The sequence below is a fragment of the Butyrivibrio sp. XB500-5 genome (genome assembly GCF_003625505.1).
GTDB lineage: Bacteria > Bacillota > Clostridia > Lachnospirales > Lachnospiraceae > Butyrivibrio.
The window spans coordinates 146,009-161,193 of the sequence record NZ_RAIS01000008.1 but is presented as its reverse complement, the minus strand read 5'-3'; the positions used below and the strand labels follow the sequence as shown (position 1 = coordinate 161,193).

The following is a 15,185-nucleotide window of genomic DNA, read 5'->3' as shown; positions in this document are numbered from 1 at the left end:
AAAGGAAGTTGAGAAAATGAAAAAGATGGGAATATTAATAATAACAATTCTTGTACTTATAGCAGTTGTCGGCCTTGGATATTACCTTATATACAAACCTCATATGAAAGGGAAACGGGCAGAACAGAAAACGGAAATTGAACAGTTATATTTTCATCAGAACCATGCGTTTGGAATGGGCTTAGCCCCTAGTTATCTTGACTATAATAAAATTAATAAAAACAGGCTTATCGAAAGACTGGCCGCATATGAAGATAGCGGCCAAGCTAAAGCTGAAGTTTCTTTAGATGATATTAAGCAGTATTTGTCCGGTGAGTATGATGAAAGCGGAAAGCTTGCAGCAGAGAACAGACCGGAGAATATCGAGGCTTATATTGATTGGGCTTGGAGTGATGATGGAGAAAAATATATCAAAGACTATATTCAGTGGATCACCAATTATCAACTTGATCATACTGATAAATATAGCGAAGAATCGATTGACAAATTATCGGAAGATAAGCTGCTTGAACTAATTGATGATTTTAAGAATTGCGATGATAAAGATCAGTATAAACGTTAAAAACCTGTTGGCAACAAATAATGGCGGACAGGTATACGAGATGACCTATGACGATAACAATGCACTGCCAGATCCTACAGCGGTACAAGGTCTGATTAATTTAAATACAACTACCGCAGGAATAAACGGTCAGATTACAAATACATGGAATAATATCGGAAGTACTGTTGGAAGCCAGGGTCAGGGCAATATAGGAACAACACTGGAAGATCTTTTTCAGGCGTTTGGATATATTACTGTCTATGGTTCGACTTTCTTGGCTAACAGCAACTCAGGTTCTAATGCAGGAGCCCCTCAAAAGGGTGTACAGCCTCAAAATGTCACCGCATACAATATGAGTACAAAAGGCGGAAGTACTACACCAACACCGGCAGTGCTCGGAATGCAAAAGAACGCTAAGAGCGTAACAACTTCGGTTAGCTCTTTATTTGGAAAGGGAAAAACTAAAGCTAAACCCCAAAAGACAATAGATGATTACCCTGAATATAAACAGGAGATCCTGAAGTAGATGCAAAGATAGTTGAGATCTTTGAAAAATATGTCAGCAATAATGATGCTAGACAATATTTGAAAGAGCTTGAGAGTAAAACTGTTGTTGGAGAGTGTGTTTGCCCGCGTGAATATGAAATTACAATAAGGGGTGCGGCTGTTGTTATTACAATGGATCCGTCATCATCAGTTGAGGAGTTGCTGTTCCATCAGTCGGATAAAAGAATAGAAGCTGCGGTAAACTATTGGGAGAAGCAGGGAGAATATGAATATTCACACATGTTCTTTGATAGAGAACAGATTATCGATATGTATAAGTGTGCTGAAAATGGCACTGATGCAGAATTTATCGATGATTTACTAAGAACCGATGGTACCTATAAAGAAGTATTTGATGTAGATCCGGATAAAATGAGCAGCAAAATGACTATGGTGTTTGGCCAGTATGGAAATACTCTAGCATCGTTAGCTTATTTATTCGGTAAGCTCTTATGATGTCTTGGATTCTGATTTATCAGATAATTATTATGTGAAGATAGATGATTATGGAACGATACGTTTGATTCAAAGATGGAATCATGAAGGAATATCTGCAGTATATGAAAATGGTTCGGGAGACGGGTCAGCACAAAAGGAATTATTGGCGGGTAGAATTAATAATATGATTGATGATACCTGTAGAAATATGATAGACCCTGAAGATAAAGGATATGAAGAAAAGCGAGAAGAAATAGAAAAAGCCTATAATACCATTATATATGGAACGGGTGTAGATAATACATACGATTCCATATTGGACATTCCTAATGATGTAATGAGAGATTGTGAAGAAAGAATAGATATGATAATGAATAACAAAAATGAAAAAACTGTAGTTACAGCTATAAACGAACACCGAAGTCAAGCTATAGCTACAGATGATCAGCAAAGTCAAGCTAATGCGGAGCAGAACGATGGATAAAAGAAAATGGAAAGTAATTGCGATAATACTATGCATTATTGGAATACTACTAGCAATTATTGTAGTTAATGTTGATAGAAAATTTTTTTGGGTTGGGGATTACAATTATAAATTCTTTTTAGGAAGCAGAAGAGCGGTAATTGAAGATTATAGAGGAAATGAAGAAGAGATACGTATTCCATCAAGCATAGGACCATTTAAAATAACTTTTATTGAGTATCAAGCTTATGAGGGCAAAGATTTTATAAAGAGCGTGTATATACCTCAAAAAGCTAGGGCAACAGGTGTGTCTTTTGTGCACTGTCGTAATCTTGAGTCAGTTATATGCGAGGAAGGGGTAGTTGAACTAAGCTATTATTTTTGTGATTGTCAGAATTTACATGAAGTAGTATTACCTGAAAGCTTGGAAGAGATTAGAGCTGACGCATTTCAGGATTGTTCATCTTTGAATAAAGTTACGATACCTAATAATGGTAAACGAATTATTATAGGGGATAGTGCCTTTAAAAATACAGAATTTGAGGTTAGCCATAAAAATGACAGCTATTATGTTGCCGGCGATAATATCCTAATATTTGATAATGCTCAGTCTGAAAATGAAATTGTCATTCCACAAGGTGTTAAATGGGATTGTGAACGAACTAGCATTGAAAAAGCAGATATTTATTGCCCTGATAGCTTACTCGCTGCAGCGTATATTATTGAAACTGATGCTGAGCTATTTGTAGGAGCAGAAGATTTTGAAGAGATAAATATCAAAGGTGAAGGCACAGTTGTTGCTCCGGAGAATTCTCCTATAGCAAAGTATTGTCAGGAAAACGGCATAAATTTCCGCCCTATCACAGAGGAAGAAGATGCTATCAGAAGAGAAAAGACTGAAGCGGCTGCAGCAGATGTGGTTTATCAGGATGAATAATAGACTCTCAGATAAAAAACATAAATAGCTATAGCTAAGAAGAAAGAGTTTTATAACAAGAAAGCGGGGATGAAAAAATGTCAAAAGCAAAAGCAGCAGGGCTTAACCTGAGTGATGGTAGTACCCTATATTTGGATAACGCCACATATAAGGCAAGGCAAAACCAGTTACATCAAACTGCAAGTCAGCTGAATTTTAGTAAAGCACCTTTTGAGATGGAGAATGAAGTATGCGGTACAGAAGGGATGTTTCTTCTGGCCGATTATTGGCATGGAGTTTCAGATTCAAGTGATAATCTGCAGAGTTTTTTAACCACAGATGTAAATAAGATAAACAGTGATGTTCAGAATTCGATCAATCAGACTGATGCAAAAATAGCCGGATCCTTTTCTACCGTAGGTGCAAATTCACAGGCGAATATTCTTGAAGCAGTAAAATACTATGTGGCGCATGAGAAAGCAAAGTCAATTGTTTCGGTTTCAGTTTTGGCAAATGTTCAAGCTGCGAAAACAGCGGCTTATAATGCTTTGCGTGCTCAGTTTATGTCTGTATATAACATAGATGAAGAAACGATGGCGCAAGTTGAGGAATTGATTGAGAAATATGAGGCTGGTGATCCAGCGGTTGTGACAATGCTCCAGAAATATCACAATAAATCAGAAAGTGATTGGAAAAACTTGTCTGAAGAGGAATATAAAGAATTTGCGGCTCTTACTGTACTATATGCGTTTTCGGGATATATGGTGGAAAAAGGAGCGAATGGTGGAGAGGGATTTGAAACATATAATAAAATATGCGCACAGATGACGTCTCAATTATATGCGGTTAATACGGATAATGATGAGGACAAGCTATTTAATGATGCATCACTTGATTATCAGCTTGTTTATTATATGAAAGCGGCTATGGCGAGCATGGGTGCTTCAGATTGTCTGAGTTATAATATTATGACTAAAGTGGAAGGCGATACGAATACATATCGTGTTAATAATCCGGATTATTATGATAAGAACGTTGATGTGTATTTTTATTATGATGAGAATGGCTTTGTAAGTGTCAACATTCAAGATAGTTATTTTATGAATGGTTCAAGCCCGGAGCATGTAAATCATTTTTTAGCTACGGGAAAAGAGCACGCTGCTGATTATATTGAAAGTTTGCGAGAGGGATGTTCAGATTATAGCAATCATGGAATGACTGATGATCAGCTTGCCGGAATGTTTCAGGCAGTTTCAAATCCTAACGATTTCAAGATCATGTCCAATATAGTTACATCGGATTCTGATTTTTTGAATAACGGGAATAATGCTTTTGATATTGAGTATTGGGAAGATTATACTAACGATTTTACTTATTCTAAAGGAATAAGTGATACATTTAGCGTTGCGTTGGGACAAATGCCAGCAACTATGCTTAATAATTTGGATACCACTAATTATAATAGCTTTATAGGAGCAGTAGCAGAAGCAAGCATGGATAGTTTTGGTAACCATAATATCTTAAGAGATATAGCATCCGGAGCAGGAGTGTATGCGGATATGTGCGCTCTAAATGTTATGGAAGATGAGCAAGGTGATTCAAACGATTATGAAATAAAGACGACGTTGAATTCAGCAAATGCTACATATGGAATCTTAAGTGATTTATATGGGGTGCTTTGTGACGATACAGGAACATTCCAAGGAGCTGCTTCATATTCGAATTTGGACATTAAAGGTCTTCGTTACACACCGGAAACCGGAGCGCTAGAGATGGATATAGAGGTGGACAAAGATGCGGGTTACTTTTTTTGGAGAGATACAACAAGAGAACAGGTAACACTTAAATCTAATCTTTTGTCAGGCGGGGATGGCCAGAATGCTCTTCAAGAAAACATACAGCAAGACTTGAAGGAGGAATTGGCTCGAAAGAAAGCTAATTTGGCAGTTGATACTTTGATTGATTTAACCGGATGCATAAATCCTGCTTTAAAAAGCGGACTTGCGGTTGTAAAGGATGTATCAACTCAGAGCGATTCGACGTTGCATTCTGTATCGCTATTAAAAGATGGATTAAATCAAGCAGGCATTAAGAGCGATGGACTAAATAGGACATTTTCTGGAGCTTCCACGCTTCTGGGTGCATTGTCTAAGTATAACAGCATGGAGAAGGAATATGAAGACTCAATGAATAAAAGTCGAAATGCACAAAAACTTAATTCCTTCTATAACTATAATACAGGATCAGAAACGGTTGGATTATATGATTATGATACTATCAGAATGGTTCAGAATTGGAATGACAACGGTATCGTAGAGGTAATAGGGGGTAATGAAGGTACAAACAGTAGGGTCTATGGATCGGTGGTAGATAGTGATAATAATATAGAACTGGATGCATTGAGGATAATAGCAACAGATGTATATGATAAAAAGCATAATTTTGATAAAGCGAGTGCTGATACTATATATGAAGAGTTAGAAGATATAGGATATCAAAAAGAAGATATAGAAAATGCAGTTAATGTTATTGTATATGGACATTGCGAAGAAGGGAATTATAACGATATTACAGACATACCATTTGATCTGCAAAATGCTTGTTTAGATGCAATCGTTCAAAATAATACAGATATAAATTGGGAGGATTTTCATTGAAAATAAATAATCGAATATATATTTTTGTAGTATTATTAACTGCTGTCTTTTTTTTCGCTATAGCCAGTGATGGATATAGATTGAATTATACCAGCGCCGGACGTGACGGATATACTGATAGGACAGTATATCCCAAAGGCCGGGATGCTTCTAAAGTACAAGAGGGAAAGAAAGAGAAATTAGGTGAGTTTAGTTCAGTTGATGAAGCAATTAATGAACTGGGAATTTCAGTTCATAAAAGAAAGGACTATTCTGATAATTCTTTTCTGTTTAGTTTTATTGAAACGGAAGAAGCCGAATTAGAGATAACATGTTATCAATATGATAATAAGACGGGAGAGATGTATAAAATAAATGATTCCTCTGGTTATATAAGCGACATACGTAATTTCTTCTATGACGGATATTGGTATGATTATAGTTTTGTAGAAGGCTTAATGCAGTTATGTTTGGAGGATTTTAAGTATATTCCCGGTCAGGAAGATTATGATGATATTTATTATGGAGTTTGGATCGGTGATGAAATTAAGAATATAAGTTTCAAAGAAGGAAAGTTTGAATATTCTTTGCTTGATGAGCAAAGTAGTGAACAAAAAATATATTTATGGACTTACGAGTTAACTGATTCAAAAGAACTATTGAGTTCAGTGACAGCGCCTGAAGAGTATGCAGATAGTGTACATTACAATTACGACACAAAAGATGTTAAGAAGCTACTTGGAGTAAAATGCAAGCTGACAATCGATATGAGGATTATTATCTATTGGATATTAACACTTGCATTATCAGTATTATTTGTATTTGTTGTTCGCAAGACATTTCTATTAAATAATAATAGTGAAGCGTCTACTATGAGAGTTTTAATGTGGATAATTTCGATTCTTTTGTGTGTGATTGTAACTTCGCTGATTTCATATTATATTTCTAATCCAAGATTATTCTTTGGAACAGAGGGAATAAATAAATATATGCAAAAACTAATAGGCTTTAAGTTACCGAACGCATATTAATAGCAGTAGTAGTTTTTGGAGTAAATAAGGGGAAAACATCCAATATTATATTCAGTAGCTTACTGATTAATGCTTTTAAGAATTGCGATGATAAAGATCAGTATAAACGTTAAAAACCTGTTGGCATAAGCTTATACATGAAGCTTATATTGGGGAGGACAAGACATGGGGTTTCACGACGGTAAATTTTACGATGCAAAGCTATCAAGAGAATATTATGAAGGGTTAAAAAAATCCAGAACGGATTTTGATGTCAATGCAGACCTTGTAAGATCTGCGAACAACGCCTTTGACGCCAATACACTCTATAACGGAGATACGGCAAGAGCTCACAAGAGATTCATCAAGAATGGCTGCGGAAAGATGCTCAATGATGAGACTGATATGATGGCTGAGATGACTTCACATCAGGAATATATGATGAGTGCTTTTGAGGGAATGGTAGATGCCGATCCCAATGCCAGGATAGAGATAAATACTCTCGATACTATCAACCGCGATTTCAAGGGCTTTCACGGAAGATTTAAAGAGCTTACCGAACAGACCCATAAGGTTGTAACGGATCTTAATAATGAATTTGGAGCTGAAGTCGGAGGATTCCCATATCCCAATGGCCCCGCCGCTTTAGAGCCTCTGACATTACTGTGCGGCGGAGAAGATCCGGGTAAAGGCTATTTTAAAGACTGTCAGAACATGCTCATATCTTATGATGAAACGGTACACGGATACTTAAAATCTAAAGATATTCCCTTTAATACACAAGATCTTAATAAGAGAGTCAAAGCAACTAAGCAGATCATAAATGCATATTCATATGCTGATCCCAAAGTAGATGAAGTAAAAATCGATCAGCTTGAAGGACCTAAAGTAAAAGCAGTAAAGGTCGTTAACAAGCGAATGGAAGATTTCTGTAAAGAAGTAGATAAGTACTTTGATAAAAAAATTGATCAGAGCACTGTGATCGGAGACGGTAAAAACTTCGGTGACGGTTCATTCTTATGCTCTTTTGAAATGATAGAGGCATCAAAGAGTCCTCAGGCCAAGGCAGTCTTGGCTTCACCATACTATGGCCCTGCCAAAAAGATGATAACTGAAAATGCAAAGCCCCATATCGCTAATTCCAATGCATATATGATTAACCCAAGAGACACTGCTATTGCGTTTGGTGTTGGAGGAGCTGCACAGAGCTACGTAGAAAACGGAAACATTTCGGGGATCGGAGAGAATGCGGAAAATTTCTATCAAGCATTCCAGCAGGGCGGAGCGAGTTACGTGATCGACAGCGTGGCCGGAACTTGCAGTATGCCCGGAGCAGTAACATCATTTGTTCCTTTAGGACATGGAAACCAAGGTGCTTTCATGAATTTAGCCGCATACCCAAATAGTGGAAATAATACTGTACTCCCTTTACCTTCTACAGTACAAGGATTGATAAACACTAATACCTCATCCGCAGGAATAAATGGACAGATAACAAATCTGTGGAATAATTTCGGAAACTCAATAGGAAGTCTTGGTCAGAGCAACGCTGGAACAACGCTTAATAATATGTTCCAGACGCTTGGATATATAACAGTTTTTGGTTCGTCATTCTTTAATAATAAATCAAAAGCTAATGATCCGTTTGATGATGATGGAATGTATGGAGGAGATCAAGGGGGAGCGAATACAGGATTTTTATTGTTTGGAAAGCGGGTATTTTATGATAAAGAATTATTTGCTTTTATAAGACAGCATCCCGGATATGAAAAATATACCGACGAGGAAATATGCGAATTGTTGGAGTGGTTAGAAAAAAAAGGTTGTACGTATGTAGCTGCGATAAATTCTATTTTTTATGAATATAAAGGTCGAGAGGAAGAATTTGAAAAGAAATTTGGATTTCCTATGGTTGGAAAGAATGGAGATTTTAATTACAATATGCTCCTTCTGGATTATTTCCTAGAAACTAAGGATACGATATATCTCGATGAACCTGAAGGTTTATTATGTTATGCAGCTTGTAGATTGCAATATTATAAGAAACATCCGGAATTATATAAGAAGAAATATGGGAAGAGTTTGTATGATGCAGATGGAGAATTAGCTTACCATTGGTATATAAATTGTTACGATGAAGCAGAAGCTGCATTGCAGTCGGGAAAGACAGAAGTAACGTTTGGAGAAGAGTATGATACAAGGTTTGCATTAAGTGTAGAAAATAGATTGTCTCACTATTGCGATGCGCGCGGGATTGATGTTGAGTTTAATCATATCTTTCCTCCGGATAATGAAGCTATACAGCAAGAATTAGACAATGGATGCGTGGTGGTCTTTCTTGCAGATCATTTCAATTTGGAAAACGAAAAAGGACAAATTGTATGTGAGGATGTTGGTGCGCATGAGATGACAATAACCGGTATTACTGAGGATGGGAGGTATGAAGTATCATCCTGGGGGGAAAAGTTTTATTTCGATCCGGTTAATAACGGTAAGGAAATGGAGAGTGATGCGTATTATTCTGTAGTATATAAATAATAAGTCATTATTTAGAGTGTTTTACGAGAAGGAGCAGGAGTGAAGATGAATAAAAGATTATTGGCATTAATGTTTGCTTTTTTCTTGATGGGGTGTGCAAATATGAACACAGATGAGAAAACTGAAAGCGATGCGATTTCATCAGTTAGTGATTCGTCATCAAATGAAACTTCAGTAATAGAAGAGGAGGATGTTATGTTAAAAGCCTGTTTTGGAACAGTCAAAGAAATAAATGGAGATGTGGTTACAATTGAAGGCGTTAATTCAAAAAAATACATAGGAGATATTGGGAAGTTTGAAAAATTAGATGAGGGAACTTTTGTATATTTTGAGTTCTCATCCTATGAAGAAACAGAAGAAGGGATTAACGTTGAGTTCACCATTTTTAGAGAGCAAAGCAGAGATCCCAATAGCTCTGATTACAAGGTGATAAATTAAATGCTGACGCAGGAATAATATTATGAATAAAAGGGTTCATTTAGCGGGCTTACTGATTCTGATGCTGATGATATTAACTTCATGTGGGCCGGAGCATTATGCAAGCAAATATGATGTGGGATTAGAGCACGAAGAGTGGGCTAATGAGATAGGACTTTTTTCTCATGAGAATCTTAAGGTGAGAGAGTATGAGGATGAAAATGCCGGCATCAAACTTGAACTTGAATATGAAAATGGATTAGCCGGATACAAAGAATTATGTGATGTGGTTAATGCGCACAATAAGTTTGTAGAAGAGAATCCGGATTATTTTCCAAGTGATATCAATGTGACTTTTACCAATAAATATGCAAGTGAATTTTCGCCGTCTTTTTTTTCCAATATAAGTAATGGTTCAAACGGGATAGACTATATTAGTAAATTAGGGAAAGAAGACACTGCAAAGGTTCAATATATGTATATTGATATTGCAAGTGCAACAACAGAGATTCAAAAAAGTGATGATATAGTGATAGATGTTCCTGCGATCATATTGGGGAATGACTATAGAAATATACCGAACGAGAATGCATATTCCTTCCTGAGTGAATGTAAGAGTGCAGAGCAAGTAATAATTGATTTTCATAACGTAGAATATGACAGGGGTGAAGTAAGTAATTGTATACGTAAATACTTACCGAATGCAGAAATATATTCTGTGGAATTTAATTCCGGAGAGAATCACTTAGAAAAATGTCCTTGAATATAAATATAGGAGATTAATGATGAAACTAGGGCCTTTTTTCGAAATGGCTATAAAAAGTTTTAATGGTGAGTGGTTTTATTTGTCTTATCTTGAAAATGAAAAATACTTATCGATGGTTGGTAAAATCTTTACTTTGTTTTCACCACTTCCGCTTAATGATAATTCTGTAAGCTACGATGATATTTTTTATACTGAATTTACAATAAAAGATCTTAAAGACGTTACAAGAGCTAAGATGTTCATAAAGTATAGGGGAAATGAATACGAAGCAATGAACGTAAGGAAAGGATTTGACAGTGTGGTATTAAAGGCGCGAAAAGGGTTTGAGAAAGAAGATGAAAAGCTGGGTTTTGAGTATAACCGCAACGAGGGAGTTACTTGGAGAATCATTACAAAGGATGAAATTGAAGATATACGAATCGAAGAAACCAGCTTTTACGATGAATTTTTAGAGAAGTACGGAAGCAAGGAATGATTTTCTCGTGTGAAATCAGAGCAGGAAAGATGTGTCTTAAGGTTAACGAATTAGAGGAAGTGTTAAAAGAAGAAGGTATACTCAAAGCACATATTGATGGCAGCATTAAGGAATATGTTAAAGGAGAAGTGGTTTATAGTAATAATGAATGGCATAACTGTACAGATGTATTTGGAATACATAAGTTAGAGGACGGAAGATATCGCATTTTCATAACGGAATCTGAAAGAGGAATGCCTAGATATTCTAAAGTTGTAGCCACTGAAGAAGAGGCATGTGACTTATTAGTGGAGAAGGTTAGAAGAGCAGAGAGCATATATCAAGACAAGTTAAAATGGTATACATCTTAAAGAAGAACCGTAATGCGTGTGAGTAAAAAGGTATAATACAGCCATGAATATGATAGCAAAATATAAAGGAAATGAATACCGCTATACGTGTAAGATTGTACAATTCGGTGAAGATTGGAGATTCTATAAGGCGGAACATGCTGATTATAGTCATATAATTACAAGTGATCCTCAAAAATATAGAATGGATTTTCAGCCGAATAGTTATGGGGATATGGCAAAAAAAGTAGATGAAGAAGAATTGACAGATATTTTCTATGTAATGTGTTATGTGGATTATGACACCGGATTGTCTAAGATTCCTACAGAGTGGTTAGTTAATAATATTATAGATGGAAAAATTGAAATAGAGTATGGACTTGGATTGCTTCCGGGATGGAGAGGAATCGACCGATATGTATGCAGTAAACAGCTAGATAGAAATGAGGTGTCTGCGCCGAAGATAAGGGTTGTGTACACAAAAAAAGACGGGGTAATGCTATCAGAACCTCATGTTGAAGAGAAGAATGTTGATATTGATGAATTGATTCGAGTTTATGAGCATTATTTACGGGACAATCTGTAGAAATAATTATTTTTACTGTATGAAAACTATTTGGAGGAAATAGATTAATGATCCTTAAATTTATAAGCTTGGCAGTAGCTTTTCTGCTGGCTTTTATCGCAATGAATATAGTGAACAATAAAGGCTATTACGGAGCTAAGATCGGATTTTTCTTTTATGGATTGGTAACTCCGATCATAGCTTTGATACATGCGAATATCCTACCGGACAAGACAGACAGTACAAAAAGACAGTTTTCGTCAAAGGCGGTTCTTTTCAATGTCCTGGCGGAGATTTTTTCGGTTTATGGATTTTTTGCATCGTTAATCACATCATTCGAAGCTATAAAAATGGATGGGTTAATTGCTTTTTCAAGCGTTATGGCGGCACTGTATTCCATAATGTTTATATTGGATGGAATATTACCGCTTCTTCTTGTCATATCAATATTGCTGATAAGAAAATATAGGTTTTCACAGTTTGTGTACGGAGGATTTGTTCTGTCTTCGGTTATTAATCTGGTTAGAATGATGGTTGTACTGGTAAGGAATATTACGGCGGAATCCGGTGAGATCATCTTTTATATTGCTTTCACAGTTGGAGCATTTATGGTTGGATTGGCATATGTCTTGCTTTTTCGAATTGTCAGCCATTACGGAATAAAGGGAGAGCGACTTTCTACAGGAAAGTTTAAATTTATATTTATCGCTCCTGCTTTGCTTATATTCTTTAGTATCATAGTAAAAATTATAGGAGCAATAGTTGGTAAATATATGATATTGTCCTTTATATCATCATTGCGTGTGCAGTTGTTTTTAACGATTCCGACACTAGTCTTTTTGGGATTATTCTATTTTTATGATAGCCAAGATATAGCTGATAAATAGAAGCAGAAAGAATTGATACTCCCAATGAAGTTTTATATAATATAATCCAATAGCTATGCTAATAATGATCTAGGTGACAACATGGAATTTAAAGTGTGCTTTTGCACTGACAAGGGCCTGGTGAAACAGGTCAATCAGGACGCCATCATGGTTAAGGTGGCGGGAACAAGTCAATACGGAAAGGTTCTGATGGGCGTTTTGTGCGACGGAATGGGCGGATTGTCTCAGGGCGAGGTCGCAAGTTCGGATCTCGTTGCGGCTTTCGCGACGTGGTTTGAAAAGGGACTCCCGGCGGCGCTTTCCGGAAAGAACAAGACAGAACGGCTCGACAATGAATCGGAAGGCGAACAGGCAGATGTCCGGGCGGAGATTCAGTACCAGTGGACAGAGCTTATTAATGACGTCAACAAGAGACTTGGCGCGTTCGGAAGAGCAAACGGAGCCAAACTGGGAACCACCGTTGTCGCTATTCTTTTTATCGGCGATGAATTCATTGCCGTCAATGTCGGCGATTCACGTATATATATGTTAAAAGACAAAGAGAAAACGCAGATCACTCATGATCAGAGCGTTGTCCAAAGTCTCATAGACAAGGGCGTTATGACAAGAGATGAAGCGGAGGAGAGCCCTCAGCGAAGTGTTCTTTTGCAATGCGTCGGTGCATCCGAGACGGTTAAGCCACAATTTATTTTTGGAGAAGTTGCCCCCAATACCTCAGCAATACTGTGCTCTGACGGTTTTTGGCGCAAACTCACCGAAGAAGAATTTACAGATGGACTTGACATTTTGCCCGATGTAACAGAAGATGATATGCAAAAGAAACTTGACGAGATTTTGGAACTTATTAAATCAAAAGGCGAGAAAGATAACATTTCCGCCATACAAATTTACGCATACTAGTATTGCGCTATGACGAATACGCGATATTAATGATAGGAAGCAGCTATGTTAGAAATAGGAAGCATTGTCGGAGGGAAGTACAAGGTACTTAATGTAATAGGCCAAGGCGGAATGAGCACGGTTTATCTTGCGATGAACGAGCGTGCCAACAAGCAGTGGGCGATCAAAGAGGTCAGGGAAGATGCCGTGACCAATTTCCAGCTTGTCAAGCAGAGCCTTATAACGGAGACTGAGCTTTTGAAGACTCTTTCTCATCCATATCTACCGAGCATCGTCGACGTTATCGAAGAGGATGGTCGCTTCCTTATTGTTATGGATTATATCGAGGGCAACACTCTTGAGAGAGCGCTTGATTACATCGGACCGCAGCCTCAGGAGTACGTAATAGAGTGGGGAATCCAGCTCTGTGACGTTCTCGAGTACCTTCACACAAGAGAACCCGCGATCATATACAGAGATCTTAAACCGTCCAATATCATGCTTCGTCCCAACGGAACGATTACACTTATCGATTTTGGTACGGCACGTGAGTATAAAGAAGAAAATACCGGCGATACCTCATACCTTGGAACCCGTGATTACGCGGCACCCGAGCAGTTCGGCGGAATGGGACAGACCGACGCAAGAACAGATATTTACTGCCTTGGAGCGACATTGTATCACCTTGTTACCGGACACAGCCCGAGTGAGCCTCCGTACGAGTTCAAGCCGATAAGAGACTGGAATCCGGCGCTTTCACCCGGACTTGAGTACATCATAAACAAATGCGTACAGAGTAATCCTGAGGACAGATACAACTCCTGCGCGGAAGTAATGTACGATCTTCAGAACTACTTAGAGCTCGATAAGGGCTACAGAAAAGAGGCTAAGCTCAGCGTTTCTCTTTTTGTCACCGTCCTTATCATTTGTTTCCTTGCGACTGTAACAGCGATAGATTCACACAGCAGGGCTAAAAACATAGTGGAGGAAAGCTACATCGAATATAAAGCTGCCGCTAACGCCGCAGAGGATGAACTGACGGCGACCACTTTGTACACGAAAGCTATAATGGTTCAGCCCACCAATAAAGACGGATACCTCGATCTTCTTAATAAAGTCTTCCTTAAAGATGAGGTTTTGACCAAGGAAGAAGACGAGTTGATCAGACAGATCATGATCACTCCCGTAGATAACAGCACCATAGAGAAAAAGCTTTCTCAGGATAAAGATGCTTATGCGGCAGTGGCTTATGAATATGGACTTGCGTATTTCTACAATTATAATGATACAGGCAACAAGCAGATGGCTGCCAAGTGGTTTGAGCTTGCAACAAGTCAGAGAAGACTTCCCAAGTCCAGACAGGAAAGAGCTACAAGGCTTGGCAAGATCTCACAGTACTATTCGATCATAGGAAAAGAGTCTAAGAGCGGCGATAAGGAAGTTAGCTACATGGACTTCTGGAACGATCTCGTAGCCATAGCAGACGGTAATATTGCCAAGGCTGACAATGTAGTAACAGCTCTTGTAATCTATAAAGAGCTTGCAAGCCAGGTATATAATAATGCCAATAAGTTCTATGCAGACGGTGTAGGACTTCAGGAGATGACAGACGAGCTTTATGCTATTCACACTCATATTGAGAAAGATATTATTATCTCTTATGAGCTTACGCAGAAGCAGAAAGACTTAATGGAAGAGACGCAGAGAATCGTTGATTCGGCATTGGAAGTGCTGGACAACGTCGGCAAATGATTGAAGTTATCTCTTTTGCGGGAT

General features: G+C 37.7%; 16 protein-coding genes. All 16 read left to right on the top strand.

Annotated elements, in window-relative coordinates:
• Nucleotides 1-16: 16 nt before the first annotated feature.
• Entirely contained in the window at nucleotides 17-562 is a 546-nt protein-coding gene (locus D6856_RS13955; protein WP_120687395.1) for a hypothetical protein, read from the top strand.
• Nucleotides 537-1,070, top strand: coding sequence for a hypothetical protein (locus D6856_RS13950; RefSeq protein WP_120687394.1), 534 nt, complete (start codon nucleotides 537-539; stop codon nucleotides 1,068-1,070). Before D6856_RS13955 ends, D6856_RS13950 begins: the two co-directional genes overlap by 26 nt.
• Nucleotides 1,071-1,129: 59 nt before the next feature.
• Nucleotides 1,130-1,546, top strand: a complete 417-nt coding sequence (locus D6856_RS13945) for a hypothetical protein (RefSeq protein ID WP_120687393.1) — start codon at nucleotides 1,130-1,132, stop codon at nucleotides 1,544-1,546.
• Nucleotides 1,547-1,580: 34 nt separating this feature from the next.
• The gene (locus D6856_RS13940; protein ID WP_147367847.1) at nucleotides 1,581-2,012 is read left to right on the top strand and encodes a hypothetical protein; all 432 of its coding nucleotides are present in this window, start codon (nucleotides 1,581-1,583) and stop codon (nucleotides 2,010-2,012) included.
• Nucleotides 2,005-2,928 carry a leucine-rich repeat domain-containing protein gene (locus D6856_RS13935; RefSeq protein WP_158588964.1) on the top strand — a complete coding sequence of 308 codons (924 nt, stop codon included), beginning with the start codon at nucleotides 2,005-2,007 and terminating at the stop codon, nucleotides 2,926-2,928. The genes D6856_RS13940 and D6856_RS13935 overlap by 8 nt, the downstream gene beginning before the upstream one ends.
• A 77-nt stretch (nucleotides 2,929-3,005) precedes the next feature.
• Nucleotides 3,006-5,564 (top strand): hypothetical protein, encoded by a 2,559-nt coding sequence (locus tag D6856_RS13930; protein WP_120687390.1) that lies wholly within the window; start codon nucleotides 3,006-3,008, stop codon nucleotides 5,562-5,564.
• On the top strand, nucleotides 5,561-6,574 hold the full coding sequence (locus D6856_RS13925) for a hypothetical protein (protein WP_120687389.1): 1,014 nt from the start codon (nucleotides 5,561-5,563) through the stop codon (nucleotides 6,572-6,574). The genes D6856_RS13930 and D6856_RS13925 overlap by 4 nt, the downstream gene beginning before the upstream one ends.
• A gap of 165 nt (nucleotides 6,575-6,739) precedes the next feature.
• Nucleotides 6,740-9,091 (top strand): hypothetical protein, encoded by a 2,352-nt coding sequence (locus D6856_RS13920; protein ID WP_120687388.1) that lies wholly within the window; start codon nucleotides 6,740-6,742, stop codon nucleotides 9,089-9,091.
• A gap of 45 nt (nucleotides 9,092-9,136) precedes the next feature.
• Complete coding sequence (locus tag D6856_RS13915) at nucleotides 9,137-9,529, top strand: hypothetical protein (RefSeq protein ID WP_120687387.1); 393 nt, start codon at nucleotides 9,137-9,139, stop codon at nucleotides 9,527-9,529.
• 22 nt (nucleotides 9,530-9,551) lie between these two features.
• A complete protein-coding gene (locus D6856_RS13910; protein WP_120687386.1) occupies nucleotides 9,552-10,271 on the top strand; it encodes a hypothetical protein in 720 nt (239 codons plus the stop codon).
• Nucleotides 10,272-10,293: 22 nt separating this feature from the next.
• Nucleotides 10,294-10,749, top strand: a complete 456-nt coding sequence (locus tag D6856_RS13905) for a hypothetical protein (protein WP_120687385.1) — start codon at nucleotides 10,294-10,296, stop codon at nucleotides 10,747-10,749.
• On the top strand, nucleotides 10,746-11,099 hold the full coding sequence (locus D6856_RS13900) for a hypothetical protein (protein WP_120687384.1): 354 nt from the start codon (nucleotides 10,746-10,748) through the stop codon (nucleotides 11,097-11,099). The genes D6856_RS13905 and D6856_RS13900 overlap by 4 nt, the downstream gene beginning before the upstream one ends.
• A 43-nt stretch (nucleotides 11,100-11,142) precedes the next feature.
• Nucleotides 11,143-11,664, top strand: coding sequence for a hypothetical protein (locus D6856_RS13895; RefSeq protein WP_120687383.1), 522 nt, complete (start codon nucleotides 11,143-11,145; stop codon nucleotides 11,662-11,664).
• Nucleotides 11,665-11,711: 47 nt separating this feature from the next.
• Entirely contained in the window at nucleotides 11,712-12,530 is an 819-nt protein-coding gene (locus D6856_RS13890) for a hypothetical protein (RefSeq protein ID WP_092246528.1), read from the top strand.
• Between the two features lie 81 nt (nucleotides 12,531-12,611).
• Nucleotides 12,612-13,430 (top strand): PP2C family protein-serine/threonine phosphatase, encoded by an 819-nt coding sequence (locus tag D6856_RS13885; protein ID WP_092246525.1) that lies wholly within the window; start codon nucleotides 12,612-12,614, stop codon nucleotides 13,428-13,430.
• Nucleotides 13,431-13,475: 45 nt separating this feature from the next.
• Nucleotides 13,476-15,161, top strand: coding sequence for a serine/threonine protein kinase (locus D6856_RS13880; protein ID WP_092246522.1), 1,686 nt, complete (start codon nucleotides 13,476-13,478; stop codon nucleotides 15,159-15,161).
• Nucleotides 15,162-15,185: the final 24 nt, after the last annotated feature.